Annotated in this window: 23 protein-coding genes and 3 pseudogenes; 11 read left to right on the top strand and 15 right to left on the bottom strand. The window is 50.8% G+C overall.

Annotation, left to right across the window (positions count from 1 at the left end; genetic code table 11):
• Positions 1 to 432: pseudogene (locus GJ1_RS18630) on the top strand (hypothetical protein); the annotation flags it as partial.
• Between the two features lie 218 nt (positions 433 to 650).
• Here the strand turns inward: GJ1_RS18630 and GJ1_RS08450 are convergent.
• From GJ1_RS08450 to modB, 5 genes and pseudogenes are all read right to left on the bottom strand, one after another.
• A pseudogene (locus GJ1_RS08450) lies at positions 651 to 1,079 on the bottom strand (transposase); the annotation flags it as partial.
• A gap of 47 nt (positions 1,080 to 1,126) precedes the next feature.
• A complete protein-coding gene (locus GJ1_RS08455; protein WP_066231095.1) occupies positions 1,127 to 1,450 on the bottom strand; it encodes a hypothetical protein in 324 nt (107 codons plus the stop codon).
• A 253-nt stretch (positions 1,451 to 1,703) separates the two neighbouring features.
• The gene (locus GJ1_RS17790; RefSeq protein ID WP_245629364.1) at positions 1,704 to 2,324 is read right to left on the bottom strand and encodes a DUF3238 domain-containing protein; all 621 of its coding nucleotides are present in this window, start codon (positions 2,322 to 2,324) and stop codon (positions 1,704 to 1,706) included.
• A gap of 703 nt (positions 2,325 to 3,027) precedes the next feature.
• Positions 3,028 to 4,053, bottom strand: coding sequence for a GTP 3',8-cyclase MoaA (gene moaA, locus GJ1_RS08460; protein ID WP_066231096.1), 1,026 nt, complete (start codon positions 4,051 to 4,053; stop codon positions 3,028 to 3,030).
• 58 nt (positions 4,054 to 4,111) lie between these two features.
• A complete protein-coding gene (modB, locus tag GJ1_RS08465; protein WP_066231099.1) occupies positions 4,112 to 4,771 on the bottom strand; it encodes a molybdate ABC transporter permease subunit in 660 nt (219 codons plus the stop codon).
• Positions 4,772 to 4,979: 208 nt separating this feature from the next.
• Here modB and GJ1_RS08470 point away from each other — a divergent pair, with 208 nt between their 5' ends.
• Positions 4,980 to 5,705, top strand: coding sequence for a Crp/Fnr family transcriptional regulator (locus tag GJ1_RS08470; protein WP_083509976.1), 726 nt, complete (start codon positions 4,980 to 4,982; stop codon positions 5,703 to 5,705).
• A gap of 246 nt (positions 5,706 to 5,951) precedes the next feature.
• Here the strand turns inward: GJ1_RS08470 and GJ1_RS08475 are convergent, their stop codons facing one another.
• The 6 genes from GJ1_RS08475 to GJ1_RS08500 form a co-directional block, all read right to left on the bottom strand.
• The gene (locus GJ1_RS08475; RefSeq protein WP_066231105.1) at positions 5,952 to 7,010 is read right to left on the bottom strand and encodes a multicopper oxidase domain-containing protein; all 1,059 of its coding nucleotides are present in this window, start codon (positions 7,008 to 7,010) and stop codon (positions 5,952 to 5,954) included.
• Positions 7,011 to 7,305: 295 nt separating this feature from the next.
• A complete protein-coding gene (locus GJ1_RS08480) occupies positions 7,306 to 8,481 on the bottom strand; it encodes an MFS transporter (protein ID WP_066231109.1) in 1,176 nt (391 codons plus the stop codon).
• A gap of 149 nt (positions 8,482 to 8,630) precedes the next feature.
• Positions 8,631 to 9,878, bottom strand: coding sequence for an IS200/IS605 family element RNA-guided endonuclease TnpB (gene tnpB / locus GJ1_RS08485; RefSeq protein ID WP_245629365.1), 1,248 nt, complete (start codon positions 9,876 to 9,878; stop codon positions 8,631 to 8,633).
• Between the two features lie 309 nt (positions 9,879 to 10,187).
• Positions 10,188 to 11,267, bottom strand: a complete 1,080-nt coding sequence (locus tag GJ1_RS08490; RefSeq protein ID WP_066231111.1) for an ABC transporter permease — start codon at positions 11,265 to 11,267, stop codon at positions 10,188 to 10,190.
• Complete coding sequence (locus tag GJ1_RS08495; RefSeq protein WP_066231114.1) at positions 11,254 to 12,210, bottom strand: ABC transporter ATP-binding protein; 957 nt, start codon at positions 12,208 to 12,210, stop codon at positions 11,254 to 11,256. Before GJ1_RS08495 ends, GJ1_RS08490 begins: the two co-directional genes overlap by 14 nt.
• 2 nt (positions 12,211 to 12,212) lie before the next feature.
• Complete coding sequence (locus GJ1_RS08500) at positions 12,213 to 13,379, bottom strand: COG1470 family protein (protein WP_066231117.1); 1,167 nt, start codon at positions 13,377 to 13,379, stop codon at positions 12,213 to 12,215.
• Positions 13,380 to 13,513: 134 nt separating this feature from the next.
• Here GJ1_RS08500 and GJ1_RS08505 point away from each other — a divergent pair, with 134 nt between their 5' ends.
• Together GJ1_RS08505 and GJ1_RS08510 are read left to right on the top strand one after the other, a co-directional pair.
• Positions 13,514 to 14,095 carry a sigma-70 family RNA polymerase sigma factor gene (locus GJ1_RS08505; RefSeq protein ID WP_066231122.1) on the top strand — a complete coding sequence of 194 codons (582 nt, stop codon included), beginning with the start codon at positions 13,514 to 13,516 and terminating at the stop codon, positions 14,093 to 14,095.
• Positions 14,085 to 14,834: an anti-sigma factor gene (locus GJ1_RS08510; protein ID WP_083509977.1), complete on the top strand. Its 750-nt coding sequence runs from the start codon at positions 14,085 to 14,087 to the stop codon at positions 14,832 to 14,834. The genes GJ1_RS08505 and GJ1_RS08510 overlap by 11 nt, the downstream gene beginning before the upstream one ends.
• 209 nt (positions 14,835 to 15,043) lie before the next feature.
• On the opposite strand, the gene GJ1_RS08515 is transcribed toward GJ1_RS08510, so the two are convergent.
• Positions 15,044 to 16,162, bottom strand: a complete 1,119-nt coding sequence (locus GJ1_RS08515) for a TIGR04053 family radical SAM/SPASM domain-containing protein (RefSeq protein WP_066231127.1) — start codon at positions 16,160 to 16,162, stop codon at positions 15,044 to 15,046.
• Positions 16,163 to 16,422: 260 nt separating this feature from the next.
• On the opposite strand from GJ1_RS08515, the pseudogene GJ1_RS08520 reads away from it, so the two are divergent.
• The 5 genes and pseudogenes from GJ1_RS08520 to GJ1_RS08540 form a co-directional block, all read left to right on the top strand.
• A pseudogene (locus GJ1_RS08520) lies at positions 16,423 to 17,310 on the top strand (hypothetical protein); the annotation flags it as partial.
• Between the two features lie 145 nt (positions 17,311 to 17,455).
• Positions 17,456 to 17,932 carry a hypothetical protein gene (locus tag GJ1_RS08525; protein WP_245629367.1) on the top strand — a complete coding sequence of 159 codons (477 nt, stop codon included), beginning with the start codon at positions 17,456 to 17,458 and terminating at the stop codon, positions 17,930 to 17,932.
• Between the two features lie 30 nt (positions 17,933 to 17,962).
• The gene (locus GJ1_RS08530; protein ID WP_066231133.1) at positions 17,963 to 19,984 is read left to right on the top strand and encodes an ABC transporter permease; all 2,022 of its coding nucleotides are present in this window, start codon (positions 17,963 to 17,965) and stop codon (positions 19,982 to 19,984) included.
• A complete protein-coding gene (locus tag GJ1_RS08535) occupies positions 19,968 to 20,834 on the top strand; it encodes an ATP-binding cassette domain-containing protein (RefSeq protein WP_066231135.1) in 867 nt (288 codons plus the stop codon). Before GJ1_RS08530 ends, GJ1_RS08535 begins: the two co-directional genes overlap by 17 nt.
• Positions 20,827 to 21,459 (top strand): hypothetical protein, encoded by a 633-nt coding sequence (locus GJ1_RS08540; RefSeq protein WP_066231137.1) that lies wholly within the window; start codon positions 20,827 to 20,829, stop codon positions 21,457 to 21,459. The genes GJ1_RS08535 and GJ1_RS08540 overlap by 8 nt, the downstream gene beginning before the upstream one ends.
• A gap of 124 nt (positions 21,460 to 21,583) precedes the next feature.
• Here the strand turns inward: GJ1_RS08540 and GJ1_RS08545 are convergent, their stop codons facing one another.
• Entirely contained in the window at positions 21,584 to 22,168 is a 585-nt protein-coding gene (locus GJ1_RS08545; RefSeq protein ID WP_066231140.1) for a molybdenum cofactor guanylyltransferase, read from the bottom strand.
• Positions 22,169 to 22,271: 103 nt separating this feature from the next.
• Positions 22,272 to 22,505, bottom strand: a complete 234-nt coding sequence (locus tag GJ1_RS08550; RefSeq protein WP_066231143.1) for a DUF2249 domain-containing protein — start codon at positions 22,503 to 22,505, stop codon at positions 22,272 to 22,274.
• 128 nt (positions 22,506 to 22,633) lie between these two features.
• Between GJ1_RS08550 and GJ1_RS18640 the strand changes: the two genes are divergently transcribed.
• Positions 22,634 to 22,801 carry a hypothetical protein gene (locus GJ1_RS18640; protein WP_167346101.1) on the top strand — a complete coding sequence of 56 codons (168 nt, stop codon included), beginning with the start codon at positions 22,634 to 22,636 and terminating at the stop codon, positions 22,799 to 22,801.
• A gap of 55 nt (positions 22,802 to 22,856) precedes the next feature.
• Here the strand turns inward: GJ1_RS18640 and GJ1_RS08555 are convergent, their stop codons facing one another.
• Entirely contained in the window at positions 22,857 to 25,220 is a 2,364-nt protein-coding gene (locus GJ1_RS08555) for a nitric-oxide reductase large subunit (RefSeq protein ID WP_066231144.1), read from the bottom strand.
• Between the two features lie 233 nt (positions 25,221 to 25,453).
• On the opposite strand from GJ1_RS08555, the gene GJ1_RS08560 reads away from it, so the two are divergent.
• Positions 25,454 to 26,146 carry a Crp/Fnr family transcriptional regulator gene (locus GJ1_RS08560; RefSeq protein ID WP_044732104.1) on the top strand — a complete coding sequence of 231 codons (693 nt, stop codon included), beginning with the start codon at positions 25,454 to 25,456 and terminating at the stop codon, positions 26,144 to 26,146.
• Positions 26,147 to 26,491 lie beyond the last annotated feature (345 nt).

The following is a 26,491-nucleotide window of genomic DNA, read 5'->3' on the forward strand; positions in this document are numbered from 1 at the left end:
TTGCTTCAAACCATCCCAGCTAATCGATTATTATGGATAGGAATGATGTTTATTGGCGTATGGATGGCGGGTATTGTGCCTTTGAACGTGTTCGTCCATAATTGGGGGGATTTTCCTCTCTATACTTGGTGCACCATGGTAGGAGTATTGAATGCGTTGGTGAATGTGCCGATTAATAGTTTGTTTATCTCTATTGTGCCGCAAGAATTAAGGGGTAGAGGTTCTGCTTTAATGACGACGTTCTCCAATTTTCCCATAATGCTAGGAATCATTATAGGCGGTTGGTATGCCGATGTGATCGGAAGTGTTTACGCAACCGCAACGAGCGGCATCTTGCTCGTACTGACAACTTGTACTTATCCACTCTTCCAAGGATATCGACAATTGAGCCAAGTTGCATTCAACACAGAAAGGAGCAGCATAGAAGGATGAAAGAATTAAGTGATTTGGAATTGGCCAAAATCTTGATTAACCCAAAACGAAACAAAATTTTGGACTTAACGAAAAACGATGCCTTAACGGTGAAGGAACTAGCGGAAAAATTAAATGAAAAACCATCGAGGCTATACTATCATGTCAAAAAAGTTAGAGGAATACGGCCTATTAGAGGTTGCAGGCGAAAAGCAGGTCGGAAATTTAATTGAGAAATCCTATCGAAGAAATAACGAAATCGATACGAATGTGATTCTGAATGAGAAAATGATGTCAGAAAACAAATCAGAGCTCATTTTTCTGCCAAAAACCACGACTTGTATCAATGAGCCAGAAGGGCGGCTTTTCTTAATCCATTCTTCCCATGCCCGGGATGGACGATGCTTTTGATTGTTTCGAGACGGTGTCCACAATGCCGCTTGGTGCTCTTCGTACAGCTTTCGTTGCAAGGTGCGGCTGATGTGCCCTTTGTCTCCAAAGTTGTAGGGATGAGGAATTTGGGGCATGACCGTTTCTGCTGCTTTGACATCGTGGCAAGACGCTTCCGTTACAACATAGCCCATGGGCAATCCTTGATTGGTCACTTGAAGGTGCAGCTTGAATCCGTAGTACCATTGTTTTTTGGAAGTGCAATAGACGAGTTCCGATCGTCATCCCGAAGCTCGCTGATCTTCCGTATATATTAGACTTTTCCTTACATCTTACGAAATTTTGAAAATAGTCGTCTCCCTGCATAATACCCCGCTGCCCCAATATAAATCGGGACCATAAAGACAAAAGAAGGATAAAAAGGAAGCGACGTAATCATTGCAATTCCTAAAACAACTGTCCAAACCCACTTCACTCCCCATCTTCTTTCAAAATAAGAAACAATCGCTTCTGTCACTGCACATATAAGCAAAATAGCCAATGCCGCAAACGGCAAAATGGCAACGATAAAAGCAAAATCGCTAAACAATGAGAGGGAAAGCGTGAACATGACAAACGCCAACAAAACCTCTGCAAAAAATTTTTTCACTCATACTATCCCCTTATTATATAAAATTGCAATTTTGTTTTCCATGGCATTGTTTGCTCTTCTTGTCACTGTGCCAGCTTGCCAGGTGATAAAGATGGGACATGGAGATCGGAAATTCTTTATTTATATAAGTTCAAATTTTGTTTTACATCCAGCTGACTGCCTTCCGCGTTATACCATATCAGCTCGTATTGAGATGAAAGCAGAAACGAAAAATCGGAAATTCTTTATTGCAACTTATATAGATGCAAAATTACTTGCCCACTGCGATTTTTTTATTGGGGTACCAAGGAAATAAATAATTGACATTTGTGCCTGCAGCATCAGGATCAAATTGATAAAGAGTTTTCCACGTTCCCCCGTTATCTGACCTATAAATTTCATGCCAAGGATACTGATCATGGCTACCACTAATATAAGTAGCTCCGCTCTTTTGAATATTTAAACTGTAACTGTAATCAATATTTGGCGGAGCACCCATGTAAAACGGTAATCCAACAGAATGAGAAATTTGAAACTGTGCTTCGCCCGGTGTAATCCATTCCTTTACAGCCGTTATACCTGAGGTCCCAGCATTTTGCCTCGCCAATTCGTTTGAACCACATGTGCCATTATCGTTTTTATTATAACGGATAGAATCTCTTGTGTATTTTGAAAATCCATAGGATCCATCCTGCCAATAAATCGAGAGATCGATTCGAGTACGATATGTGCTAGCAGACGCGGAAAAATTCCGATTATCTCCCCCATAGCAGTAACCGTCTGGCGCGGATATTTTAGCAGGCTTAATAAATGTTGTATTGCGATAAGAAGTTACGGGGTCAAACGCAAATGTTGAGAATGACTTGGAGAATTCCTGGAAATGTCGCAGCATCTTTCACATTTGTTGAGGGATCATTGCTTGTTCGAATTCCAAATCAGCTTTCTGTAAGTGAACATCCCTTGATCAATGGTCCAAACGTATTAAACAGGTCAAACCATTATTACAGCTATCCCCTTTGTCGAACTATGATTTTTCCGCTCATGAAAATACACCTCCTCTATGCTTTTTGATAATTATGTTTTCTAAAAAAAAATGTCAAGCAGGATCGTTACTAAAAATTCGACATTACTTGACAAACAAGTTGAGATATCCTTCACGACGATGACATCGTTGCTGCTGTTATAGTATCCAAAAATATTCCATATCACCTTATTTCATCACCAGACGCCGCCCATCGGCGCCGCATCTATATAGATGCAACGAAAGCGTTTAACATATCCTTGACGGAAAAGCGGCTTGTCCATTTTTGACTGTCGAAGGCAAGCCACAGGCTTGCCTCCGTCACGCCTTAGCGTGACGGAAGACCGAACAACGACCCGCTTCACAGACCCATACATGGGTCTGGAAGCGGCGTTGTTCGGTCACCCGACAGTCGATCCAATGACCGGTAAAAGCTATAAATGTTAAAGCTTTAAATTGCATCTATATAAAGCTTATCAAGTGAGCGAAAATACGACGTAAATGATCAGAACCGAAATAAGATGAAGGGGCAAATACACTGATTTCACTATATGAAAGAGCGCCCCACTTCTCCTCATCCCCCAATATACGACATCTCAATTTTCCGCTGTTGTTTTGCCGTTTCTGCCGTCCGTTCTTCCGAATAGCGGTCCGTCCGTTGGCTCCAGATGGCGGCAATCAGCGCCTTCAGCTCCTCTTTTCCCGCGCCGGCGCGCAGCTTGTCTTTGAGTGACACGCCTTGAGAGGCAAACAAGCACGTATACAGCTTGCCATCCGCGGAAATGCGCGCCCTTGTGCAGCTCCGGCAAAACGTTTCCGTCACCGAAGCGATAAAGCCGACTTCCACGTTCGTGCCGACGTAGCGATAGCGGCTCGCCACTTCGCCGAAGTACTCCTTTTCCACCGGCTCGAGCGGGTGCATGGCGTTGATTTGCTCATACATCTCTTTTTTTGTCACCACATGTGAAAAATCCCAACCATTTGTCGTGCCGACATCCATAAATTCAATAAAACGGAGCGGAATGCCCGAGTCTTTAAAGTACGCCGCCATCGGAACGATTTGCGAGTCGTTCCACCCTTTTTTCACAACCATGTTCACTTTCACGCCAAGCCCTGCCTCCCGTGCCGCTTCAATGCCTTTCAACACCGGAGCGACGCGGACGCCGACGCCGTTCATGTTGCGAAAAATGTCATCGTCCAACGCATCAAGGCTGACGTTGACGCGCTTCAACCCGGCCGCTTTCAACCGTTTCGCCCATTTTACTAAATGGATGCCGTTTGTCGTGAGGGCAATGTCCCGCAATCCGGGAATCATGGACAGCCGCTCAATGAGCGCATCAAGGTCGCGCCGAAGCAGCGGCTCCCCGCCGGTCAGGCGGACTTTTTCGACGCCAAGCTCGACAAAACATTCGGCCAAGCGCACCATCTCATCGACCGTTAATAGCTGATCTTCCGTCAAGAAGCGAAAATTCGGCCCGAACACCTCAGCCGGCATGCAATAGACGCAGCGAAAATTGCATTGGTCGGTGACCGACAACCGCAAATCGCGAAGCGGGCGGGCGAGGCGGTCGGTGATCTTCATCCGGTCGCGCTCTTCCATGGCGCTCCCTCCTTTCCCTTTCATGGGCCGCGTGATTTTCAAACGGCCTGTTCCTCTATCATTGCAAACGGCTCAGTTTGGTCACACACGCCAATAAACTGAATGATAACCCGATCGTGACCGCCACCCATGCCCACGCTAGCTCCATCCGCCCCGACTCCATCGCCATATAGACAGCAGTCGGGATCGTTTGCGTTTTCCCTGGGATGTTGCCGGCAAACATGAGCGTCGCGCCGAACTCCCCGAGACTGCGGGCAAACGACAGCACGACCCCAGATAATAGCGCGTTTTTCGCAAGCGGCAGGGAAATATGCCAAAACACTTGGCGCTCATTCGCCCCATCGATGCGCGCCGCTCCTTCGATCGTCGGATCGACTGCTTCGAGCCCCGCTTTCGCCGCTTGGTACATGAGCGGGAACGACACGACAACAGCAGCCAGCACCGCTGCGCTGAAGGTAAACAGTACAGTTGTATGAAACCAAGTCTCGATCCACTGCCCGACCGGGCTATGCCGGCCAAACAGCACAACAAGCAAAAACCCGACGACCGACGGCGGCAGCACCAACGGCAGCATAAACACCGTCTCAACGATCATCTTCCCTCGAAACCGGCGGCGCGCCATCCGCCTCGCTGCTGTCGTCCCAAGGATGGCGACGATCAAACCGGCGAGAAGGGACACCTTTATTGACAACCATACGGGTGACCAAAAATCCGTCATAGATAATGGGCCTCTCTTTGCATCGTCTCTATTCACTATACGAAACTGTTCAATTGCTTGCTGTGACACTGTTCACATTGATTGTATCATATGAGCGGGGAAATCCGGCTTAGAAAAATTTGTGACCATGTGCACAAAAATCGGCCAATGGTGATTTTTTTCACTCTGTTTCCACTGTGATGTTTTTAAAATAGAAATAGCTGAACAAATGGAGGTGTCCATCATGGAAGGACAAATCCGCAAAGCGTCGAACCGTGATTTTTCCCATTTGCGCGCTTTGCTGCAATCGTCCAAAAAAGTGATTCCGCTGCGCAAGCACTCGTTTTTGTTCCAAGAAGGGATGTCAGCCAATGAGCTGTACTTGATCCTTTCCGGCAAAGTGCAAGTCAGCAAAATTTGCCCGGACGGAAAAGAAATGTGCTTCCGCATTTGCGGAAGCGGAGAAATCGTCGGCGAGTTGACGCTGTTTACGAACGATCCGCGCTACTTATTGACCGCCAAAGTGATGGAATCGGGCGAAGCAGCGGTCATGGATAAGAATGAATTAGAGGAGCAGCTGCTCGTCAATCCAACTCTTGCTCTTGAATATATGCGCTGGATGAGCAAGCATGCCCGGCGGACGCAGACGAAGTTCCGCGATTTGATTATGAACGGAAAAAAAGGCGCATTGTATTCTACGCTCATTCGCCTTTGCAACAGTTATGGCGTCCCGCTTGAGGACGGGAGCATCTTCATCGACGTTTCGTTGAAAAACCAAGATTTAGCCAACTTTTGCGGCACGACGCGCGAAAGCGTCAATCGGATGCTCAACGCCTTGAAGCAGGAAGGGATCATCTCGATAAAGCGGGGAAAAATCACGGTCCATGACCTGAACTATTTGAAAACGGAAATCCAGTGTGAAGACTGTCCGGCGGATATTTGTTGCATTGAGTGAGCGGAGCGCCATGGCTAAGGGAAGAGAACGTCTACCCGATCGTTTCCCATGGCCAAAGCAACGACCAAGCCATTTTGGCGCGCTGATTGGAAGAGCGCCCGATCAGCCGTTGTTCGCGGCCTGCCGGACGCTCTCTTTTTCTTTTAAATGTGATGTGAATCACTTCTTTTTCTTTTCGCCGCGATATAATTAAGAATCATAAGGCTTTGGGCGGCATCAATCCCGTTTTGGGAGAACGGGATGTGGTCAATGCCCGCTCGCTTCCGTGCCGTCGTCTTCGCCGGTTTCAGTCACTTTCAGTATGGCGACGGCTCCTTTTTGTGCGTCATTGAACTGGTGAGTGACGATCGGATATGTTCCCGGTTTGGTGACGGTAAATTCGACGACCGCACCACCGCTTGCCGGAAGCATCACCGTTTGCATCCCTTTCAGATGATTGTTCGGGTTGCCGTCAAGGTATACATCATCCAACACCGTCCCGACAACGTGGAACGAGCTCACTTCGTTCGGACCGACGTTGTTGACATACAAGCGGATTTTCTCACCGACTTTCGCAAGCAGCGGTTTTTCTTTCAGCGTAAACGTATCGCCGTTCGTATTCGGATCGCCAGGTTTGAGCGCCTTTGTCGAGAAGACGACGTAGCTTGGCACGCCGTTTTGGAAATCGTTCATATCGTTATATTTGTACCACTCGTTTTGGATAAGCACATATTCGCGGTCGACTTCTTGATCGGTCGGGTAGCCGTTTTTCGGCTTGACGATGATCACGCCGTGCATGCCGTTGGCGATATGTTGCAAGACCGGCTTTGTGCCGCAATGGTACATGAATACGCCAGGATTATTCGCTGGGTACGTAAACGTTCCCGATTTTCCCGGCATCACATCGATAAAGTCTTTTGATGGTGCGGCATGGACGGCATGGAAATCCATGCTGTGCGGGATGACGGGGTCCATGTTTTTCAACGTAAAGTGGATCGTATCCCCTTCATTGACGACGACGAGCGGTCCAGGCGCTTGGCCGTTGAATGTCCATGCCTTATACGTTTTTCCTTTGTCGATTTCAATGTCAGTAATTTGCGCCGTCATTTCGACGCGGACGTCATGCGGACCGATCCGTTCTAATTTTAACGGTACTGGCGCTTGGTTGACTCCTTTGTGCGCCGCTAACACGTCCGCGGCAGACTGTTGCGCTGACGTCCCATTTTTGTTTTCTGCCTGCGCCTCTCCTCCTCCGTTGTTGCTGCATGCTGCCAAAAGCGACGCAGCCAACGCAACTGACAACAACGTAGACACATTTCGTTTCACCGTTTTCTCCCCCTTCAGGTGATTTGATTTACACCTTCAGCGTACGCCATTTCTGCCTTTCCCCTAGTGATTTGTATCACCAAGGAGCGGCCATGTTTGAAGGGTTTGTGAAATAATGAGCAATAAATATTCGCAATGTAGCAACCGTAACGAATGTAGCCCTATTCACTAACGGAAAACGACCTTCCTCTTTGCGGATCGCCATTTTCCATCCTTTCGTTGGGCTTGCACCTCCGCAAACCAAAAAGAGGCCAAAAGCGTACGCTTTTGACCTCTTTGGATCTGGCATCGGATTTTACGATGCGTATCGCTTCGCCGGTTCGCCCGCTTTTTTGCCAAATACAAGCCGATTCAGCAAGAAGCAGATAAGGGTAAACAAGCTAAGAAGCAGAAAACCGAGCACATACGAACCTGTCGCATCTTTGATGATCCCCATGACAATCGGCGGGAAAAAGCCGCCGAGTCCTCCCCAAGCGCCGACAAGTCCGGTGACGGCGCCCGTTTCCGCCGGGAACAGCTGCGGCACGAGCTTGAAGACCGCGCCGTTGCCCAGCCCGGACATCACGGCGACAAGCAGGCAAGCCGCTGTCATCACCCAAATGTTCCCCATTCCGAACGCGATCGCCAACGCGCCGATCGTCATACCGGCGTACACAAATGCCAACACCCGCTCAGCACCAATTTTATCGCCGAGGTAACCGCCGATCGGCCGTGCAAGCGTCGCGATGACCGTAAACCCGGCCGCGCGCATCCCGGCATCCACTGGCGTTAACCCATACAAGTCAACGAGAAGCGACGGCAAGTAAATGCCGAAAGCGACAAACGCTCCAAACGTGACGAAGTAAAAGAGCGACAGCGTCCATGTATGTTTATATTTCAATACCGCCAGCGATTCGCGCACCGTTTTTTGGTGCTTCGGCTTCGGCATATCCGGTGTGAAAAACCAAACGAGAACGAGCATGATGACAACCGGAATGATCATCCCCCAAAACGCCCACGGCACCCCAAACACCGCAGCAATCGACGGAACGGAAAACGTTGCGACCGCCGTGCCGAAGTTCCCCATCGCGTTGATCCCAAGCGCTGTCCCTTGCTTTTCCGGCGGGGTTAAACGCGACACGAACGTCACGGAAATGGCGAACGACGTTCCCGCCATGCCGATGAAAAACGCCCAAAACAGAAGCATCGCATACGAATCCGCAAACCCTGCGCCAACAAGCGGAATGATGAGAAACAGCAGCAGCAGCGAAAACAGCCTGCGCCCCCCGATCCGATCCGTCCAAATGCCGAGCGGCAAGCGCATGACCGAACCGAGCAACACCGGAATGGCGACTAAAATGCTTTTTTGCGTCGATGTCAGCCCGTACATTTCTTGAAACGTGCTCGCCAACGGCGAAAACACGGCCCACACCGCGAACGAAAACATCATCGCCAGCGTCGTGATCGGCAGCAACGCCTTTTGTTTATTCATGAAAAGCCCCTCCCTAACTTTCAAAATATGTGGCTTTGTTTGTAATTCCATCATACGCGGGCGGGGAAAATGGATTGGTGAGGTTTGTCACATACCTTGTTGTTGTCACCATTTTGTCAACGTTGCCGCCACAGTTTTGTCAAAATCGTTCATGGGCAGGCGCGGACATATTGAACGCTCTCCCACCTACGCTCACGCTTAGAGGTGGGAGATTCTTGGGAACACCCGCCCCACGGCAGGCTATGAACCAAGCCATCCCCGTGCGTCCCACGGTTCAGCTGCCCTACTAAAGACAGCAAACGAAGCCCTTCCTGCAAAATATTTTGGGCGGCGTTATGGTCCCTGTCGTGTTCAGCTCCGCAGTTCGGGCACACCCACTCGCGGATGTCGAGCGATTTCACCTCCACCTGCCGGTGCCCGCAACACGAGCACAATTGACTCGATGGAAACGTGCGGCTGACACGGACCACCGTCCGCCCGTACCATTCCGCTTTATACTCAAGCATCTTCAGAAACCGCCCCCATGCGGAATCGGAAATGCTCTTGGCCAGCTTGCGATTCTTCTGCATGTTCTGCACACGCAAGTCCTCCACGCACACCACTTGGTTTTCGCGGATGAGGCGGGTGGACACCTTGTGCAGGAAATCATTCCGGCAGTTCGTGATTTTCTCATGAAGCCTGGCCACTTTCAAACGGGCTTTCTGCCAGTTCGAACCGCCCGGCTTCCGGCGGGCCATCACCCGCTGCCAGTACGCCAGCTTCTCTTCGTATCGGCGTAAATACTGGGGATGATCCATTTTTTCTCCCGTGGAAAGCACCACGATATGTTTCAACCCCAAATCGACGCCCACGTGCTTGTCCGTTGCCGGCAATGGAGGAATGTCCGTTTCGACGAGGATGGAGACAAAATACTTCCCTGCTCGGTCTCGGCGAATGGCGGCCGAGAGAATGCGGCCTTCCACCTCACGGCTTTTCGCAAACTTCACCCATCCGAGCTTCGGGAGCTTCAAGCGATGGCCGTCGATTTCGATCGATGGGCGTCCGTTCTTTGGGTAGTTGCACTGGGCGGTGTACGATTGGTTCGGGTGTTTTTTGCTTTTGAAGTGGGGAGCGTTGGCAAGTCCATCGAAGAAGCGGTCAAACGCCTCGGCCAACTGTTGCAGCGCGTTTTGCAAGGCGGTCGAATCGGGTGTCTTCAGCCATGGAAGGGTTTGCTTTAAGGCGGTCAGCCGCTTGGAGCACTCGTTATAGCCGAGTCCTCTTCCGGTGGTTTCGTACGCCTGATTCCATTCGCACAAAAAGTGGTTGTACACAAACCGGCAGCATCCAATCGTTTGGTGGATCAGCTCCGCTTGTGTTCGGGTGGGATACAACCGAAAGCGGTAGGCTTTGTGCATGACTTTCCCTCTTTCTGAACGGAACGTTTGTTCTGTTTCTATCTATTTTACACCTTCTGTTCTGCTGAAGCAAGAGGAAGATCGATGACGAAAGACACCGATTCATCCCCCACTGACGCTCACTAGTGGAAGTGGAGGTCTTCTCGGTTTAGGATGATAAAAAGGCATCCCAAACGCTGTGGGATGCCTTTGCGCATGGCTGTATCTATGGGGGCATCACGTTGAAACGCGTCTTTTCTTCCAACAGACAACCGCCCGCCGCCAATCGCGAGCGCCGTTCACCATCGGCAGCAGGAGGAGAAAATTCCCTTACCCGCTCGCCCGGATTTCTTGCCTCATAAACAGCCCATAAGCGATCGCAAAGCAGATGAGGGTGGCGGCAATGAGCGCGGTCGCTTGCGGCCAAATGAGCAATAAACTTTGCGAGAACGGCAACGGACCGGCGATGGCGCCAGCCGTCTGTTCAACGGTGACGATCCCTAGCGTCCGAACGTCCGGCGAAAGCAAGGCCGTCGTCGATTCATTGAACAAATAGCTCGGCGACAGCCTCATGAGGCCAAGCACCAACTCTTGACGCCCGACGGCCTGTTCGACGGACGTAATGGCGTCAGACTGCAAAAACGGCTTGGCAACTACTTCAACGACCATGGAGTAAAAAAGATTGAAAAACAGCCAAACGGCCATCGACGACAACGCCGAGGTCGCCGCCTGGCGGAAGACGACGGAAAACAAAATGCCGAGATTGAGCCAAAACGCGATATACACAAGACATAGCAACAAAAAGCACATGATGCGCGCAAACTCTTCGAAAGTAGGCGGAATCCCTAAAACCAAAATGCCCAATGCCGTCACAAGCAGGCCGAGCGAAAGAAACAAAGCGGCATTTAACAACAATGCAGCGACAAACTTGCCATTGATCACATAATCGCGCGGAATCGGCTGCGCCATAAGCCGGCTTAACGTCCCCCGATTCCGCTCCGAATTGATGGCGTCAAACCCGAGGGCGATGCCGAGCAGCGGCCCAAGAAAGCTGACAAACGTCAAAAACGAAGGCAGCGTCCCGTCCGAGACGGTGAACAGTTTCAGAAACAAGTAGGCGCCTTTCGCGATTTCTTTCGCTTCGTCCGAAGAATCCAACGCGTCGCGAATTGTCGTCATCGCCGTATACAGCGAGCCGAAGCAAGTGAGCAAGATGAGGGCGATTAAAATGATCATGCGCCAACTCGTCAAATAATCGGCCAGTTCTTTTTTGACAATGGCCGAAAAGGCGCTGTTTGCCCCTCTTGCCCGTTTCTTCTCATCCGGCGCACCCGCCTTCAGCCGTTCGCTCCATCTTTTCACATATGAAAAAACATCGTTTGCCCATCGTCCTTCGTTACTCGCCCTCACGTACATCCCTCCCTTCAAAATAGCGGTGATAAATCTCATCAAGTCCAAAATCCCGCCGGCTGAGATGGAACAAGGAAGAGTGCGATTCAACGATGGTTTTGCTGATGGCGGCGCTCACATCCGTCTGGCAATACACATCCCATCCATTTTCCGTTTGCTCCACTTTGTTGACGCCCGGAATCGCCTCGATTTTGGACCGTAAGGAAGCGTCAAGGGGGGAAGCGACCACATGGATGACATAGGCATCCTGCAAAAACAATTGCTGCGCTAGGCGCTCGATATTCCCTTCGGCCAACAATCGGCCCCCGACAAACAAGCCGACCCGGTCGCAAATTTGCTGCACGTGGTGCAATTGATGCGAAGACAGCAAAACCGTGATGCCCTCATGACGGCTCAAATCGCGGATCAGGTGAAGCAGCTCGCGCACTCCCTCAGGATCGATGCCCAACGTCGGCTCATCCAAAATGATCACATCCGGACGCTTCATCAACACATCGGCCAGGCCGAGCCGCTGCCGCATCCCGCGTGAATACGTTCCCGTTTTTTGATGGGCGGCATCGGTCAACTTCACCTTCTCAAGCAGCTCCCACGCCCGCTTTTCCGCTTCGGCGCGGGGAATGCCGTTTAACGCCGCCGTATACAACAAGTTCTCCAAGCCTGTCATGTGATGGTAAAAGCCGACATCATCCGGCAAGTACCCGACTTTCCGTTTCACCTCAATCGGGTTTCGCACCGGATCGACCCCGCATACTCTCACCGAACCAGACGTCGGTTCGGTGAGCCCGAGCATCATCAAAATCGTCGTCGTTTTCCCCGCCCCGTTCGGGCCAAGGAGGCCAAAAATTTCCCCTTTTTGAATCGAAAGCGTCAAATGGTCAACGGCTCGGTGGTCGCCATACGTTTTGCACAAATTGTCAAGCTCGATGACGGCGGGTGCTGCCATGCTTACCTCCTCCCGTATGTTTTGATTAAATAGTACAGCCCTCCGGCCACCCCTGCAATGATCAGCAGGGCGACAATCCCCCAAAGCGTTGACGTTTTGACAGAGACGCGGAACGCCGCCTCCGCCGATGTTTCCGCCGTTTGCGCCTGGAAGTTGACGACATAATCCCCGGCGATCGCTTCATCCGACGCTTTCACTTTCGCCTTGACTGTTTTGGAATCGCCCGGGTTCAGCTGGGCGATCGTGCTTTGATCGAATTCCACTTCCCAATTAGGCGGAGCGTCAGCCGTCATATTGATGTTCAAAAGCGGAGCGCTTCCGGTGTTTTTGACGACAAGATCGATCACCCGTTCATGCCCCGCCGTCACATCGGTGCTCAAATTTCCTGACGGCGTCGTCAGCTTGAGCTCATACGTGCCCGTAATAACCGCTTCTAACGTCAGCTCAGCCGACGTATCGCTCGTTTGCGCTTTGATCGGGATTTTGTACGTGCCCGCTTTCACATTTTCCGGCGGTTTGACCTCGACGGTAATGTCTCTTGATTCGTTCGGCTCGAGTTTCACCGACGTAACGGAATTGCCTTCCGATTTGAACGCGACTTGCCATCCTTTTTCGGCTGCCGAACTTAACGCGTAATTTTGCGTCTTGGCGGTTCGGTTTTTCAGCGTGACATCATACGTGAAGCTCGAATCCGCGTGCCCCTCGAGGTTCGTTTGTTCCGACGTCAGTTCCGTTTTAAACGATCCTTGTTCCGTCACGCGGACAAGCAAGGGCAATTTGGAGACGCCGCTTTCCCCTTTTGCGACAAGGGAAAAACGATAATCCCCTTTGTCAGCATCAAGCGGCACCGTCACTTCCAACGTGACCTGTTCTTCTTTTCCGCCTCTTACGGACAGCTGCTCAATCGTTCTCCCCTCAGCGGTCATCGACGTCGACCATCCTTTCGGCAGACTGTCAAACGAGAACGTGACATTTTCAATCGCCGAGCCGTTGTTGATGACATTGACCGTATAGTCGATCGTTTCCCCGGGTGTCACCGAAAGGCCGGTGTATGGCGTGAAGAGAACAACACCGCTTGTCGCCGCTGCCGGGCGGATCGGAAGCAGAAGCGAAAAGAGCGTCAAGATCATGGCGAACATCATGATGACCCTGCTTCGCACGACGTTCACTCCCTCCTTCTGTTTTCACTTCGTATACGCCAGAAATGGATCAATGGATTTGTTTTGCAGGAGAAAAATGAAATTGTAGAATAGATGCAGTAGGGGCAACAATTCTATCAAGCATGTGTCGGGAGGTGGGCAAGATGGAAGATCGATGGGAAGACATGGAACTGCTCGAGAAGATCGCCGAAGGCTCGCGCACCGCCTTTGACCGTTTTTACGAAAAATACGCTCCGGTGGTCTATCATATCGCTCTTCGAATCGTCGGCAACGAGGCCGAGGCGGAAGATGTCAGCCACGATGTGTTTCTCGAAATCTTGCAAAAACCGCACCAATTTGATCCAAAGCGGGGAAGCGTTCAAGCCTTTCTTGCCGTGAAAACGAAAAGCCGGTCGCTCGACCGCCTGCGCAAGAAACGGGATTTGCTAGTGAGCCGCCTTGAGGAAGCGGCTTTAAAAGAAAAGGGAGCGGAATTCTACTTTCTCCGCCAACTGGAACAACAAGTCATCCTCGATGCGTTAACCCATCTCCCCGAAGAGCAGCGGCAAGCGATCATTCACTTTTACTTTCGCGGGGAAACCCAGCGGGAAATCGCCGCCGCTATGAACAAGCCGCTGGGCTCCGTCAAGTCGCTCATCCGCTACGGCTTGCGCAATTTGCGGAAACAAAAAGAACTGTTCCGCTGGATGGAGGCTGGCCGAGGTGAAAAACAGCATGAAGCATAGCCATATTCCGGAAACGAAAATCGTGGACTGGCTGTTAGGCGTGCTGCCGGAGCAAGAAAAAGAAGAAGTGTCCAACCATCTAAAGCAGTGTCTTGAATGCCAACGCTTGCTTGAAACATGGAAAAGCATCGGGCTGAAGGCGGAAGCCCAGTATGAAGCGCCTCCCCTTTCCCATCAAGAGCGAATTTGGGCCCAAGCAGAAGCGCAAAAACAAACAAAGCGGGTGCAGCGCAGTCTCCGCATTGCTGGAGGGCTGATCAGCGCGGCTTTGGCCGTCTCCCTTTTCGCCTTGCGCTTTTCCGTTTCGGACGGTGGGCGAGATGCTTCGCATGACCGACCGAGCGAAGCATATCGATACCAGATTATCGAACAAAATCACGACATTCCGATCGAGCAGATCATCCACAATCCAGAAACGAAACAAATTCCGATTGAACCATCGGCGCTCTTCCAACAGATGGACGGCACGATTTGGCTCAACGATGATACGAAGGAAATGCTGATGGAAATTGAAGGGCTGCCGCCGTTTGCGACCCGCGATTATCAATTGTGGATCATTTACACCAACAACGAAGTCAAAGGGGAACTGTTGACAATCCGCCACGGTGCGGCGCGCGTGTTGATCACCGGCGAAGATGTCAAGCAGTTCAAGCAAATTAAAGCAAGCCTCGAACCAAAAGGGGGAAGCGCGGCGCCAACCGGGCCGGAGACATTTATGGTCGATTTGGACCATGAATGATCTTTCGCACCAACCGATGAAAACGGGGAAGGCGCCCACCCCTTTCCCTTGCGTCTAAGGAAAACCGTCATGTTGAATCGCCGCAAAAACGATTTCGCGAACAAAAAACACGGTTGTTGCGCGCGCCCCATCCTCCACTGTCCACCGCAAACGCCCTGACACCGCTGGAAGAAAATCCGACGTTTGCGCCAAAAACGTCCACCCTTGGCCTAGCATTGGCTTCGCTCTTTTGTCCGCCACGCTTTCGGAATGTAAATGCAATACGGTTCGCTTTCCAAATAGTCCCCCGTCACGGCGTACGCCCGCGAGCGCGAGCCGCCGCATACATGACGGAACTCACAAACGCCGCATTTTCCTTTGTATTTGTCCGGATTGCGCAAGTCTTGGAAAATCGGCGAGTGCCGGTAAATATCAGCGAGCGGCATCTCCCGAACGTTCCCCGCTTTCACCGGCAACAGCCCGCTCGGGTAGACGTCGCCGATATGGGAAATAAAGACGAAGCCGTTGCCGTCGTTTACTCCTTTCGGCGCGCGGCCGAGCCCGTCAACTTGCCCGGTCAGCCCTTTGTTCAACACGTCTTCGTAGCGGATGCCGCCTTTTGCTGTTTTCCCTTCGCGCCTTTTCGCCTGCAGCACGACGCGGCGGTAATGCTGGCCCGCGGTCGTTTTAATATCAAATGAAACGCGCTTGCTCGTTTCATACAGCCAGCGGAACACCCGCTCATGCTCAACCGGGGAAATCATGTCCTCCTCTTTCCCCCTTCCGGTCGGCACAAGGAAAAAGACGCTCCAAAGGACGCATTTCAGCTTCTCCACCAACGCCACCATTTCATCAAGCACATGAACGTTGTACCGCGAAATGACCGTGTTGATTTGCACGGGAATGTCGAGTTCATGCAAGTATTGAATCGCACGGATCGTGAGAGCAAACGAACCGCTCGTGCCGCGGAAATGGTCGTGAATCTCGGCGTTCGGCCCGTCAAGGCTGAACGCCCAACGCGACAGGCCGATCTCTTTCGCTTTGCGGATCGCCTCTTTCGTCACATTCGGCGTCGCGCTCGGCGTCATCGACACGCGCAATCCTTTGTCAATCGCGTACTTCGCCAAATCGTACACATCCGGGCGCATGAGCGGATCGCCGCCCGTAAAGACGAGCATCGGCTGATCCATCTCATAAATCTCATCGATCAGTTTTTTCCCTTCCTCAAACGTCAACTCGCGCGGATCGCGATGGTATTGCGCCTCCGCACGGCAATGAAGGCACTTGAGTTGGCACGCCCGCGTTAACTCCCAAATGACGATAAACGGGTTTTCGTTAAAATCGCGCATCATGTTCCCTCCTCGGCCTCCATTGTACCGCAACGGCCAAGCGCGTTATGTGATATTCATCACAATCCCTCTTCCCCATAAAAAAAGACAAGGAACGTGTTTACCAATGTTTTTAAAATATTGTCATGCTTCCAGCACGGTTTTCCTATTACTTGTGAATATACTGTGAATTTCCATGTAAAAGGTTGACATCTCTTTTTTTTATAATGCCATTGAATTTTACAAACATTTCAAATCTACGATCAGAAAGGGCATTCAAAATGAAATCGGTTTTCATCTTATCTAGGACGGCGTCCCAATTAAAAGTAGAGACCATTTTGATGTTCACGTTTTCTGGGATTTTGGTGTTTTATTGCCTCAACCCCTACACCATAAATCCAGTGGAATGGATGTTATATACGAAGTACTTGGTTCCCATTGGAATGGCCGTCTGTCTGCTCTTCAGCTTTCGCTTGCATGTTTCGTTGTTCACTTCGACGCCGATTCATTGGATCGCGATGAACAACCTCATGCCAAAACCGCAAAAGATGATCTTCTGTCAAGTTTTGATCGCGCTTGCTTGTTTTTTGGCCTTGCAACTAGCCCTGGCCGGAATCATCGCCGGTGCGATTGTTGTCAACTATTCAGCGGGTTGGGATCTTTTCGTATTTCTTTTTCCATTGTATTTGATTCATTTTCTCCTTCCGTTTCTATGGGCGTGGCTGATCGGATTATCCACAAGCGATGTTTACGCCTATCATTCTCCGAAAAAAGCGATGTTGCTCCTTGGTGTGCTTGTTTTATGGATCATCGTGCTGTTTTCTTTAGAATATCGTGACCCATCATTCTCCTTGTGGGTAAAACATCGTTGGCCTTACATTGACCCGCTATTCAGCCTAACCTTTCAAAAAGAGCGTGTACTGATCAAATTGGCGTATATTCTTTCTTCCATCGCAGTTTATGGCGTTTTTCGAAACATGCGGCACTCCTTCGCGGGACTTACAGCCAGTGTGATGATCATGCTCTTTGTAACATTTTTCCTTCAACATATACAATCAAAATTCGAGTTGGATGGCATCCTGTTGGCAAACGACGTCAAACTCTACCATCAAATCAAAGATCAGGCTCAGGTCGGAAACATCACTTTGAATGGCCATTGGAGAATTAAGGGGTGAAAGAGAATGTTGAGAAACAACGATGAAAAGTGGAAAAACTCATCGTTATTTTTTCCATAGCATTTTACGGAATGAAGTTGGAATCGCAGTAAAGACGAGAACTAGCTATATAATAATACTGGAGAGGAGAAGTGATAACATGATCGTGAACCGAAAAAAGAAATGGAAATCAAAATGGGCATCTTTATCGCTTGCAGCAGCAGTAATAGCGACTGCCGGTGCAGCGGGAGCAGCATCAGCAACAGCCTTTTTAGACGGCTCAAGTACTTATAAGAATACGTCTCCTCTTACTGCAAGCCGTAATGATACAGGAAATATTAAGGCTGTGAATAATGGTGCCAATACGCAAACGAGGGGCTATGCTTACAAATTGATCAATTGGTGGCCCGACAGCATTGTCGCTTCTACCAACTGGCTCAATCCTGGTCAAGAAGAAACGCGCAGTTTTACTCAAACCAATGGGGATAAAGTACTATGGCCAAATTGTTGGTCAAACGATTGGCTCAAGAGGATACGTGACCATTATAGTCAAATAAATATATCGATCAGGATGATGAAGTCAGGAATACGCCTAAAAATGAATGCGGCGATCCCTGACCGCATCTTACTTTTGTAAACTTCTTGGAAAGAAAGCGGTTGATCATCTATGCGATGGAAATTATTATTTGTTTTTTATTTGAAACAGCTAGGGAAAAGCAAGCTATACGTTGGCGCTAGCGTATTATTTTTTGTTTTGTTGCTTGTCAGATTCATTTTATTCTTCTCAGATGATATGAACTCAAACATGGAATATTCTGGAGACCTTCCCTCTGAAGTGTTCATGCTCGTACAAATCATATCGATCTTTTACATGGTGTTTTTCTATCTTCTTTATTCAAAAGAACTTCTTTACGGCGTTTCGTCATGGTTCGCCGATGGCTACCGGATCTTGCTCGAGAAAATGAGCGCCTTGTTCGCCGTTCATACGTTGTGCCAAGGGTTTATGACAGTGATGGCCTACGGCGTTTTTTCACTCGTGTATGTCTTCATCGGGATTGAGCCTTCTGATCTTTATTTGTCGCTGCTGCGGTTTCTCGCCGTCTACATGTTCGGACCGCTCGTGTTCACCGTCCTGTACGGTGTCATCATCGCGCTGCTGTTTGAAACGAAAAAAATCAGTTTTTTCGTCATGTTGTTCGTGTGGATCTTGACCGGACCGATGATGACCGAGCTGTTCATCGATGTGTCCCAAACCGTTCATGCCCGCGACTGGGCGTCGCTTCTGTTTATCGGGAAACACGCCATCCAACATGCGTATGACTCTTACCTTGGATTTGAGGTCGACCGCGGCGGTGAATGGAAACTAGCCACGTGGTTTCTCGTCCTTATCGGCCTGGCCTTGCTGTCGTCGATCCGCTGGACGCAGACGAGAAAGGAGCGGCACACGGTTCTTAAAGCGCTGCTTGTCTTTCCCTTTCTCATCGTCTTGACCGCCTACAGCTCCTTGCAAACAAACACAAAAACGTTCACCCGTGCGGATCAGACGACCGAAATCAATGAGTACCGACAAATGTCACAAAGCACCAAGGCCGATTTGCGCTACGGCATTCAGTCGTACGACATTTCCTTGCATGGATCACGCGCTGTCGCGCGCGTGGCCTTGTCCCATTTAGAGACAACCAAGCCAACGTTTCAACTGTACCATTTGTATCCGATTCAATCGATTCAAGCGGACCATCAGCCCGTCAAGTTCACGAGAAGCGGCGATCTCGTGACCGTGTTTTTGCCCAAGCCGGTCTCGACTCTCACCTTTTCCTATGAGATCGTCGATACCGCCTTCATTCCGTACACCAACGGCCGGATCGTTCTGCTGGCGGACAAAGCGTGGTATCCAAAGAAAAGGGCGTCCCATATGTACCGGCTTTATGAATATTCGGTTGCCGGAACAAGAGCTTGGCGTGACGAATTTACGGACCAATTTTTCCCGCCGGAAAAGCATGTGTTTACGTTGAGCGTAGACGGCGATGTGCTGTTTTGCAATTTGCCGAAGCGGGGGGCGGTGTACCGCGGTAAGGCGCAAGCAGTCACCTTGATTAAGGGGCAAGGACATCAACTCGTGTATCAAGGATACGAGATCACCTACCCAGCCGACTGGCCGAACATGGCGGAACGGGCGCCGACCGTCATCCACCAGTTGGAAAAAACGTTTCATCAGGTGCAACAAGCAGCATCAACGGTGGTTTCATCGTTACCTAAATTCATAGTGTTCTCAAGTTGGGGGCTGTCCTCGTTTATGGCCAATGACCACCTTGTCTATAACACGAACTTTTTTTCTATTGACACTTATCACTTGGAACGCGATTATTATGAAAACATGCTCCGGCTTTCCGTGCCGCCGAAAGGGTCGATGATCATGTACAACGAGTGGATTTTGCTGGCCACCCGGTGGCTGATGCAAACAAACGGGCTGCCGGTGATTGACTGGAGCTCCAAAAGCGAGCTGTTCGAGTCGCAGCCGCGGTCCGTGCAGAAGCAGATTGAATCGATTTATGATGATTTTCAGCCGCTTGGCATAGACCAAAAACGACAATTTTTGCGGACATGGTATGAGACCATGGACGACACATGGACATGGGACCGCGTCTTGCAGGTGATGCAGGAGGTGAAAGTCGTTGGTGGTCACGATTGAAGGACTGACGAAAATCATGAAAAAGAAGGCCATTTTATCGGATGTCTCCCTCTCCATCTCCGGCGTGTACGGCTTGCTTGGACCAAACGGTGCGGGCAAGACGACGTTGATGCGCATTTTGGCGGGGCTGTTGGATTTCAACCATGGGCGCGTGTCGCTTGGAGACGAGCGGATCAGCACCGGCACAAGAGTGAGGAGAGTGAAGGACATCGGGTATTTGCCCCAAGATTTTATGATCTATCCGGAATTGACGATGTATGAAGTGCTCGAACATATCGCGGTATTGCAAGGGGAACATCCAGCCGCATGCCGGCCCAAAATCGAGGAGGTCATCGAACAAGTCAACTTGTCTTCTCACATGAACAAAAAAATGCGCGAGCTGTCCGGCGGCATGCGGCGGCGGGTGGGCATCGCCATGTTGTTGCTTCGGGAGCCGTCCATCCTGCTGTTTGACGAACCGACGGCCGGGCTTGATATTCGTGAGCGCGTGCGGTTTCGAAATTTGTTGAAGCGGCTGGGCAACGACCGTACGATCGTCATCTCCTCCCACCTTGTCGAGGATATTGAATTTTTATGCACCAAAATCGGCGTCTTGGACCGCGGTGCGGTGCTGTTTGAAGGCAGCCCGGACGCGCTCAAGCAAAAAGCCGCTCCTTATACGTATGAGTTGGACGTCCCGTTTGGCGAACTCGACTCGATCATGGCGACGAAAGAAGTCGTCCAAATCAGGGAAGAGCCTTCCCACGTCGTCGTGCGCGTCTTGTCAGAAGAACCGCTTGGCCGACGCGTCAGTCCGCGGCTTATGGACGGATATTTGGCGTTGTTGAAAGAGGCGGAATCTCATGGATAAGAAGACAATCATCCATCTTTTTCGATTCGACCGCCGATTGCTGGGCAGTTTGTATGTTTTTCCGTTTCTCGTATACGGGTTGTGTGTGGCGCTGATGCTTGTCTTTGCCGCGCGCTCCGATGAACCGTTTTTGCCGTACACCGTTGTCCAAGGCATCGCCGTGCCGATCGCCGGATGGCATATCGTCTTTTTGTACAGCCACTTGTATGAGGAAGGGGCAAAAGAAGCGCTGTTATGGCATTACCGCAAAACAGTCGTCATCGACTTGCTTCGCCATGCCGTTTTGCATGGGGGATGCCTCCTTCTTTTGGTTATAGTAACGCTATGGATCAATGGAACGGCATTTTTGACCGCTCCGATTTTGGTGCACCTGTTTCTTTTGTTTTTGTTTTACCAGTTGATCGGATTGGCGATGTTGAGCGTCTTCCGCAGCCTGGATGTCGCTTTGTCGGTGATCGCGGTTTATACGTTTATGGAAGTCGCGACGCAAGGAACGTTCATGCCGTGGCCGCATCTGTTTCTGTTTCAAGCGCCGACCGACTCGTTGTCTCTCCTTCTCCCCATCCTTTGGCTGGGAGCTGGCATTGTCATCTCCGTGATTTTGATCGGCCGCGAGTTTTGGTAAACGAGTTGGAAAACAACAGCTGAATGTGGGAATGTGGTGCTTCTATTGAACGATTTCCGTTCGTTCGGCGCACCCAGCCGCACACTCATCTTCCCCACCTCCATGGTTAGAAAGTGGGGAGCGTTTACCTCTTTCCATACTCATCTTGTGTATTGACATTGCGCCATACCTCTTCATCCGCGCTGAGCTGTTTCGTGTCAAGGCAGCGGACGCGAACGCGGTCAAGGAGCGCCGCCATCCGCCGTTCGCCGGCATCGAGCAGCTCGGCGATCATAGAGCTAAGCCGCCGGTGGTATAAGGCGACCAACGGCTCGGGGCGTCCGCCATGGAGCGGGACGATGGCGTCAAACGTCGGATCGATATAGGAAGCAAGCCGCTCCACCACTTCCTGCCGCATGTACGGCATGTCGCACGGCAAGACGAACATCCAGTCCGCTCGGCTATGTTCCATGGCCGTGTAAATGCCGGCAAGCGGCCCACAGCCGCGGTAGCGCTCCACATCGAGCAGCACCGGGATGTCCGTTTGCCTGCGGAATTCATCGACAAGCGCCGGATGGCTAATGATGTACAGCTCATCGACAAGCGGGCGCAGCGCCGCAATGGACCAAGTGAAAAACGGAGCACCGCGATGCTCGGCGAACGCCTTCGGCCGCCCGAAGCGGCGCGACTGGCCGCCGGCGAGCACCACTCCGGCAATGGTTGGTTTCATGGCGATTCCCCTTTCCGGACATCATCTGTTCCTACCGTACCATATGAACCGGCGAAAAAAAAGATTTCCGCCTGCAGACGGAAATCCCGATAGGACGATTGATTTATTTCTTCCCGATCGCCACCCGCCATACGTCCGGCCCTTCTTCTAAATACTCCCACGTAAATTGGTCCGGACGCTCCATCATGAATTGGTAGTGCAGCGGACGCGGGTCATGGTCGTTCACAAGTTCCATCACTTCCCCCGGCTTTAAGCTGTCAAACAGCCGGAAAATCGCCGGATGGCGGTCGCGCGGCGGATAGTCGGGGGCGTGGATTTTTGCGGCAAATTGGTTCATAACATTGGCCTCCTTTGTAGTATAATGAATTATATACTCATCATAGCCGCTTTGGCCTGCGACGGTAGTGACGCACGTCACAGTCCGCAGGTGAACATGTTCAATCCCTGTGAAAGGAGAAATGGCGGTTGGAAGAGCTTGTTGGCTTTTGCGCGCAATGCGGCAAGCCGATCCATTGTCTGCATGGTTTTTTAAACGGTGTCGTGAGCAGCGAAACAGAGACGTTGTACTGCTTTCCATGCCATGAAAAGCAAAAGGAAACCGAACACGCCAAGCCAGACAAATGCCACAAGTAATTGAAAACGTTCACAAATGAAAGGCACAGCGGAATCCCGCTGTGCCTTTTTTGTTCTATTCTTCCTCCGCCAAATTCGCCACCGGCAACTCTTCCCCTTCCCCATGCGTCGGCTTGCGCAAATGGAACATCGCTTTGATGGCAAAGGCAAGCAATGCGATGACGCCGATTAAAAAGACCGTATCCGGAATGAAGCGGACAAGCAGCAAGTTTTGCACGATGTCTTGCTTGAGGAACGAAGGTGAACGCGATGCCCAATAGCCGTGCGCAAACGCCTCTTTGATTTGCAACACCCCGACCGGAAGGAGCGTGATGGCAACCATGGCTGCGAGCCCAATGTTTAGCATCCAGCATGAGAATTTCAGCCATTTGTCGTTCCATGCTTCCGGTTTGACGATGTTGCGAAGCGAGTAAAGGAGCACGGCAATGGCAAACATGCCGTACACGCCCATCATCGCCGCGTGGCCGTGGGTCGGTGTTAAAAACTGCCCGTGTTCAAAGTAGCTGACAGCCGGCAAGTTGATGAGGAAACCGAGCACGCCGGCGCCGACCAAGTTCCAAATCGCTGTCGAAATTAAGAACCAGAACGTCGCTTTGTACGGGAAGTTGACCCCGCCATCGCGCATCATTTTGTACTGTTCGTACGCTTCCAAAATGAGCAACGTGAGCGGAATGACTTCGAGCGCCGAGAACACCGCGCCAAGGGCGATCCAAATTTCCGGCGAGCCGTTGTAGTAATAGTGATGGCCGATGCCGATCACGCCGCTGCCCAACAAAATCGTGAATTGAAAATAGAGCGCCCGGACCGTCGATGTTTTCGTCACAAGCCGCAGCTGGACGAGCAAAAACCCAATGACGACAACAGCAAACACTTCAAAAATGCCCTCCACCCATAAGTGGATGATCCACCAGCGCCAAAAATCCGCCATCGTAAAGTTCGTATCCGGTTCAATAAAGAAGGCGAAAATGTAGAAGAACGGAACGGCAATGGCCGAATAAAACAGCAAGTGAATGAGCCCGCCTTTGTCGCTTTCTTGTTTCAGCCCGCGCTTGACGCCGCGGAAAACGATGAATAGCCAAAGGAGCATGCCCACGACTAAAATGATTTGCCAAACGCGGCCCAGCTCAATGTATTCCCAACCTTGGTGGCCAAAGAGGAACCATTCGTTTCCTAAATAGCCGTTCACACCGAGCCATTGGCCGATCATGCTGCCGCCGACAAGGACGACAAGCGCCCAAAAGAGCAGATCCACAAGCAGCCCTTGCTTTTTCGGCTCTTGCCCGCCGACAAGCGGGGCGATGAAAATCCCCATGCCAAGCCAGGCGGTCGCAATCCAGAAAATCGCCAGCTGCAAATGATACCCTTTGGCGATGTTAAACGGCAACAAGTCATGAATCCATTTGATGCCAAAGAAGCTGTCCGGTTCCGTATAGTAGTGGGCGAGCAGCGCCCCGAACATCGCCTGGACGAAAAACAGCGCGGCGACGACGACGAAATATTTGCCCGCTTTCACTTGCGACGGAGTAAGCGGCTGCCGCCGCAAATCGATGACCGGAAACTTCCCTTCCGCATACGCTTCTTGCATGCTTAATTGATAGCGGTGGAACACGTACAAAATGATCCCGATGAACAAAATCAAAATCGTCACGCTCGCACCGCTCCACCAGACAGCGGAGAACGACATCGTATTGCCGGCATCTTCATAGTACGGCCAGTTGTTCGTGTACGTGATGTTATCCCCAAGTCTTGGCGTGCTGGACAGCCAAGCCGTCCAGAAGAAAAAGTCGGCAATTTGTTTGATTTGGTCGCCATCCGCCACCCAAGCGCGGCCCGTTTTCGGCATATCCGATTCTTGAATCAACCCTTTTTTCAATCCCCAGCCGTCGCCATTTGTGAACACGTCGCGGTAGTAGTTGCGCACTTTCTCAAGTCCGTACACTTGGGCGTCCGTCAACACAAGCACATCGGTTATCGGATTGTAGCGGTTTTGCCGCATTTCTTTGATGACTTGTTCGCGGATGATTGTTTTCTCATCGGCTGTTAAATCAGAAAATGGTTTGTGATACCGCTCTTTCGCTTTGTAATCTTGCATGCCTTCCGTATACACTTTTAGCGCTTCCGCCGTATAGTCCGGCCCCATATACGACCCGTGGCCAAGCACCGTGCCGTAGTCCATCAGCCCGTATTTTTGGAAAACGGCCTGCCCGCCGATGATCGTTTCTTTCGTCATCAGCACTCGGCCGTCTTCACTGCGCACTTCCTTCGGTCTTGGCGCCATTTCTTTAAAGATCCAATACCCGCCGACAAGCAGGACGGTAAAGCTGATCAAAATGGTGAAAATGAGAATCGATTTAAGAAAACTGTTTGTCGTTTGCCGCCCCGGTCGGACGTTGGGGCGAACGGATCGATGAACTTCCATATGAGACAACCTCCTTCTCGTTTGTTCGCTCCCATTGTAGCGCGCTGAACCGAGGCCGGTTTGTGAGCCGGGGCAAATGTCGACTATGATTTATATCACAGCTTTTCGGTGTAAGAATTTATACAATGAAAGCAGAATGTGCTGAACGACGCAAGTTTTCAAAAAGAGAACCGATCGAGGCCCCGCTTGGCCATTGTTATCATTTTGTCACATTTTTATAAGGAGAGAACCCCATGGCGAACCATTGGATGAAAGATCGCTTAAAAACCGTTCCGTTGTTTCGCGAACTGTCCGATTATGAACTCGAGTCGCTTGTCGCCATTTCCCACGTGCGCGTCTACAAGCCGCGGACGTTCGTCTTTATGCAAGGCGACCCGCTCGAGCGCGTCTATTTCATTCATTCCGGCACGGTCAAAATTTATAAAACCGATGTCAGCGGGAAAGAACAAATCGTTTCGATTTTGCAGACGGGAGAAATGTTTCCGCACGCTGGCTTTTTCTTAAAAGGAACATACCCGGCCCACGCCGAAGTGGTCGAAGAAGCGACATTGATCGCGATCCCGATCCATGATTTTGAACAAGTGTTGATGGCAAGCCCCGAGCTATGCATGAAACTGTTTCGCGTCATGGGCGAAAAAATCGTCGACTTGCAAAACCGGCTTGAGGCTCAAGTGCTTCATAATACGTACGAGCAAATCGTTCTTCTCTTGCTGCGCCTGACGCGAACGAACGCTGTCAAGCAAGGAAAATGGCATCGCCTCACCGCCCATGTGACGAACCGCGAGCTGGCCAACATGATCGGCACCGCCCGCGAAACGGTGAGCCGCACGTTGAGCCAGCTGAAACGAAAAGGGCTGATTGATGTCGATGAACACGGCTTTTACTTAATCGATCAGGAAGGGTTGGAAAAAGAAATCTTTTTCTAAAAGACTGGTGATTTAGTGAAAAAAGCGGCCGATTCCAACTTTTTTTATTCGAGAAACGTTGCCGCACCGTTCGGATGAAACGCTGCCGATTGGCGCGCGGCGCCCGTTGTTCACCAGCCTTCGAATCGTTCTTGCGCAATCGGTTTACACCGGAGGCATGAGCTTCTGGAAATCAGGGGATTTCCCCCGTTCTGACAGGACGTTTCGATCCATTGTTTCCCTGCACAAAGGATTTCCACCCGCCTTTTGAACGAGGAAAACCATCCGTTTTGAGGCGCAACGGAAATATCCTTTTTCAGTTGCAAGATTGTGATTTAGATCACAACACACATTGCTGAAAATGAT

This window comes from Geobacillus jurassicus NBRC 107829 (genome assembly GCF_001544315.1).
Classification (GTDB): domain Bacteria; phylum Bacillota; class Bacilli; order Bacillales; family Anoxybacillaceae; genus Geobacillus; species Geobacillus jurassicus.

What these genes read in the sequence shown, in the direction of transcription:
- GJ1_RS17790 (WP_245629364.1), bottom strand. Translation starts at nt 2,324, where the DNA reads ATGCTGCGACATTTCCAGGAATTCTCCAAGTCATTCTCAACATTTGCG.
- moaA (WP_066231096.1), bottom strand. Translation starts at nt 4,053, where the DNA reads ATGGAAGAGCGCGACCGGATGAAGATCACCGACCGCCTCGCCCGCCCG.
- modB (WP_066231099.1), bottom strand. Translation starts at nt 4,771, where the DNA reads ATGACGGATTTTTGGTCACCCGTATGGTTGTCAATAAAGGTGTCCCTT.
- GJ1_RS08470 (WP_083509976.1), top strand. Translation starts at nt 4,980, where the DNA reads ATGGAGGTGTCCATCATGGAAGGACAAATCCGCAAAGCGTCGAACCGT.
- GJ1_RS08480 (WP_066231109.1), bottom strand. Translation starts at nt 8,481, where the DNA reads ATGAATAAACAAAAGGCGTTGCTGCCGATCACGACGCTGGCGATGATG.
- tnpB (WP_245629365.1), bottom strand. Translation starts at nt 9,878, where the DNA reads ATGCACAAAGCCTACCGCTTTCGGTTGTATCCCACCCGAACACAAGCG.
- GJ1_RS08495 (WP_066231114.1), bottom strand. Translation starts at nt 12,210, where the DNA reads ATGGCAGCACCCGCCGTCATCGAGCTTGACAATTTGTGCAAAACGTAT.
- GJ1_RS08505 (WP_066231122.1), top strand. Translation starts at nt 13,514, where the DNA reads ATGGAAGATCGATGGGAAGACATGGAACTGCTCGAGAAGATCGCCGAA.
- GJ1_RS08510 (WP_083509977.1), top strand. Translation starts at nt 14,085, where the DNA reads ATGAAGCATAGCCATATTCCGGAAACGAAAATCGTGGACTGGCTGTTA.
- GJ1_RS08515 (WP_066231127.1), bottom strand. Translation starts at nt 16,162, where the DNA reads ATGCGCGATTTTAACGAAAACCCGTTTATCGTCATTTGGGAGTTAACG.
- GJ1_RS08525 (WP_245629367.1), top strand. Translation starts at nt 17,456, where the DNA reads ATGATCGTGAACCGAAAAAAGAAATGGAAATCAAAATGGGCATCTTTA.
- GJ1_RS08530 (WP_066231133.1), top strand. Translation starts at nt 17,963, where the DNA reads ATGCGATGGAAATTATTATTTGTTTTTTATTTGAAACAGCTAGGGAAA.
- GJ1_RS08540 (WP_066231137.1), top strand. Translation starts at nt 20,827, where the DNA reads ATGGATAAGAAGACAATCATCCATCTTTTTCGATTCGACCGCCGATTG.
- GJ1_RS08545 (WP_066231140.1), bottom strand. Translation starts at nt 22,168, where the DNA reads ATGAAACCAACCATTGCCGGAGTGGTGCTCGCCGGCGGCCAGTCGCGC.
- GJ1_RS08550 (WP_066231143.1), bottom strand. Translation starts at nt 22,505, where the DNA reads ATGAACCAATTTGCCGCAAAAATCCACGCCCCCGACTATCCGCCGCGC.
- GJ1_RS08555 (WP_066231144.1), bottom strand. Translation starts at nt 25,220, where the DNA reads ATGGAAGTTCATCGATCCGTTCGCCCCAACGTCCGACCGGGGCGGCAA.
- GJ1_RS08560 (WP_044732104.1), top strand. Translation starts at nt 25,454, where the DNA reads ATGGCGAACCATTGGATGAAAGATCGCTTAAAAACCGTTCCGTTGTTT.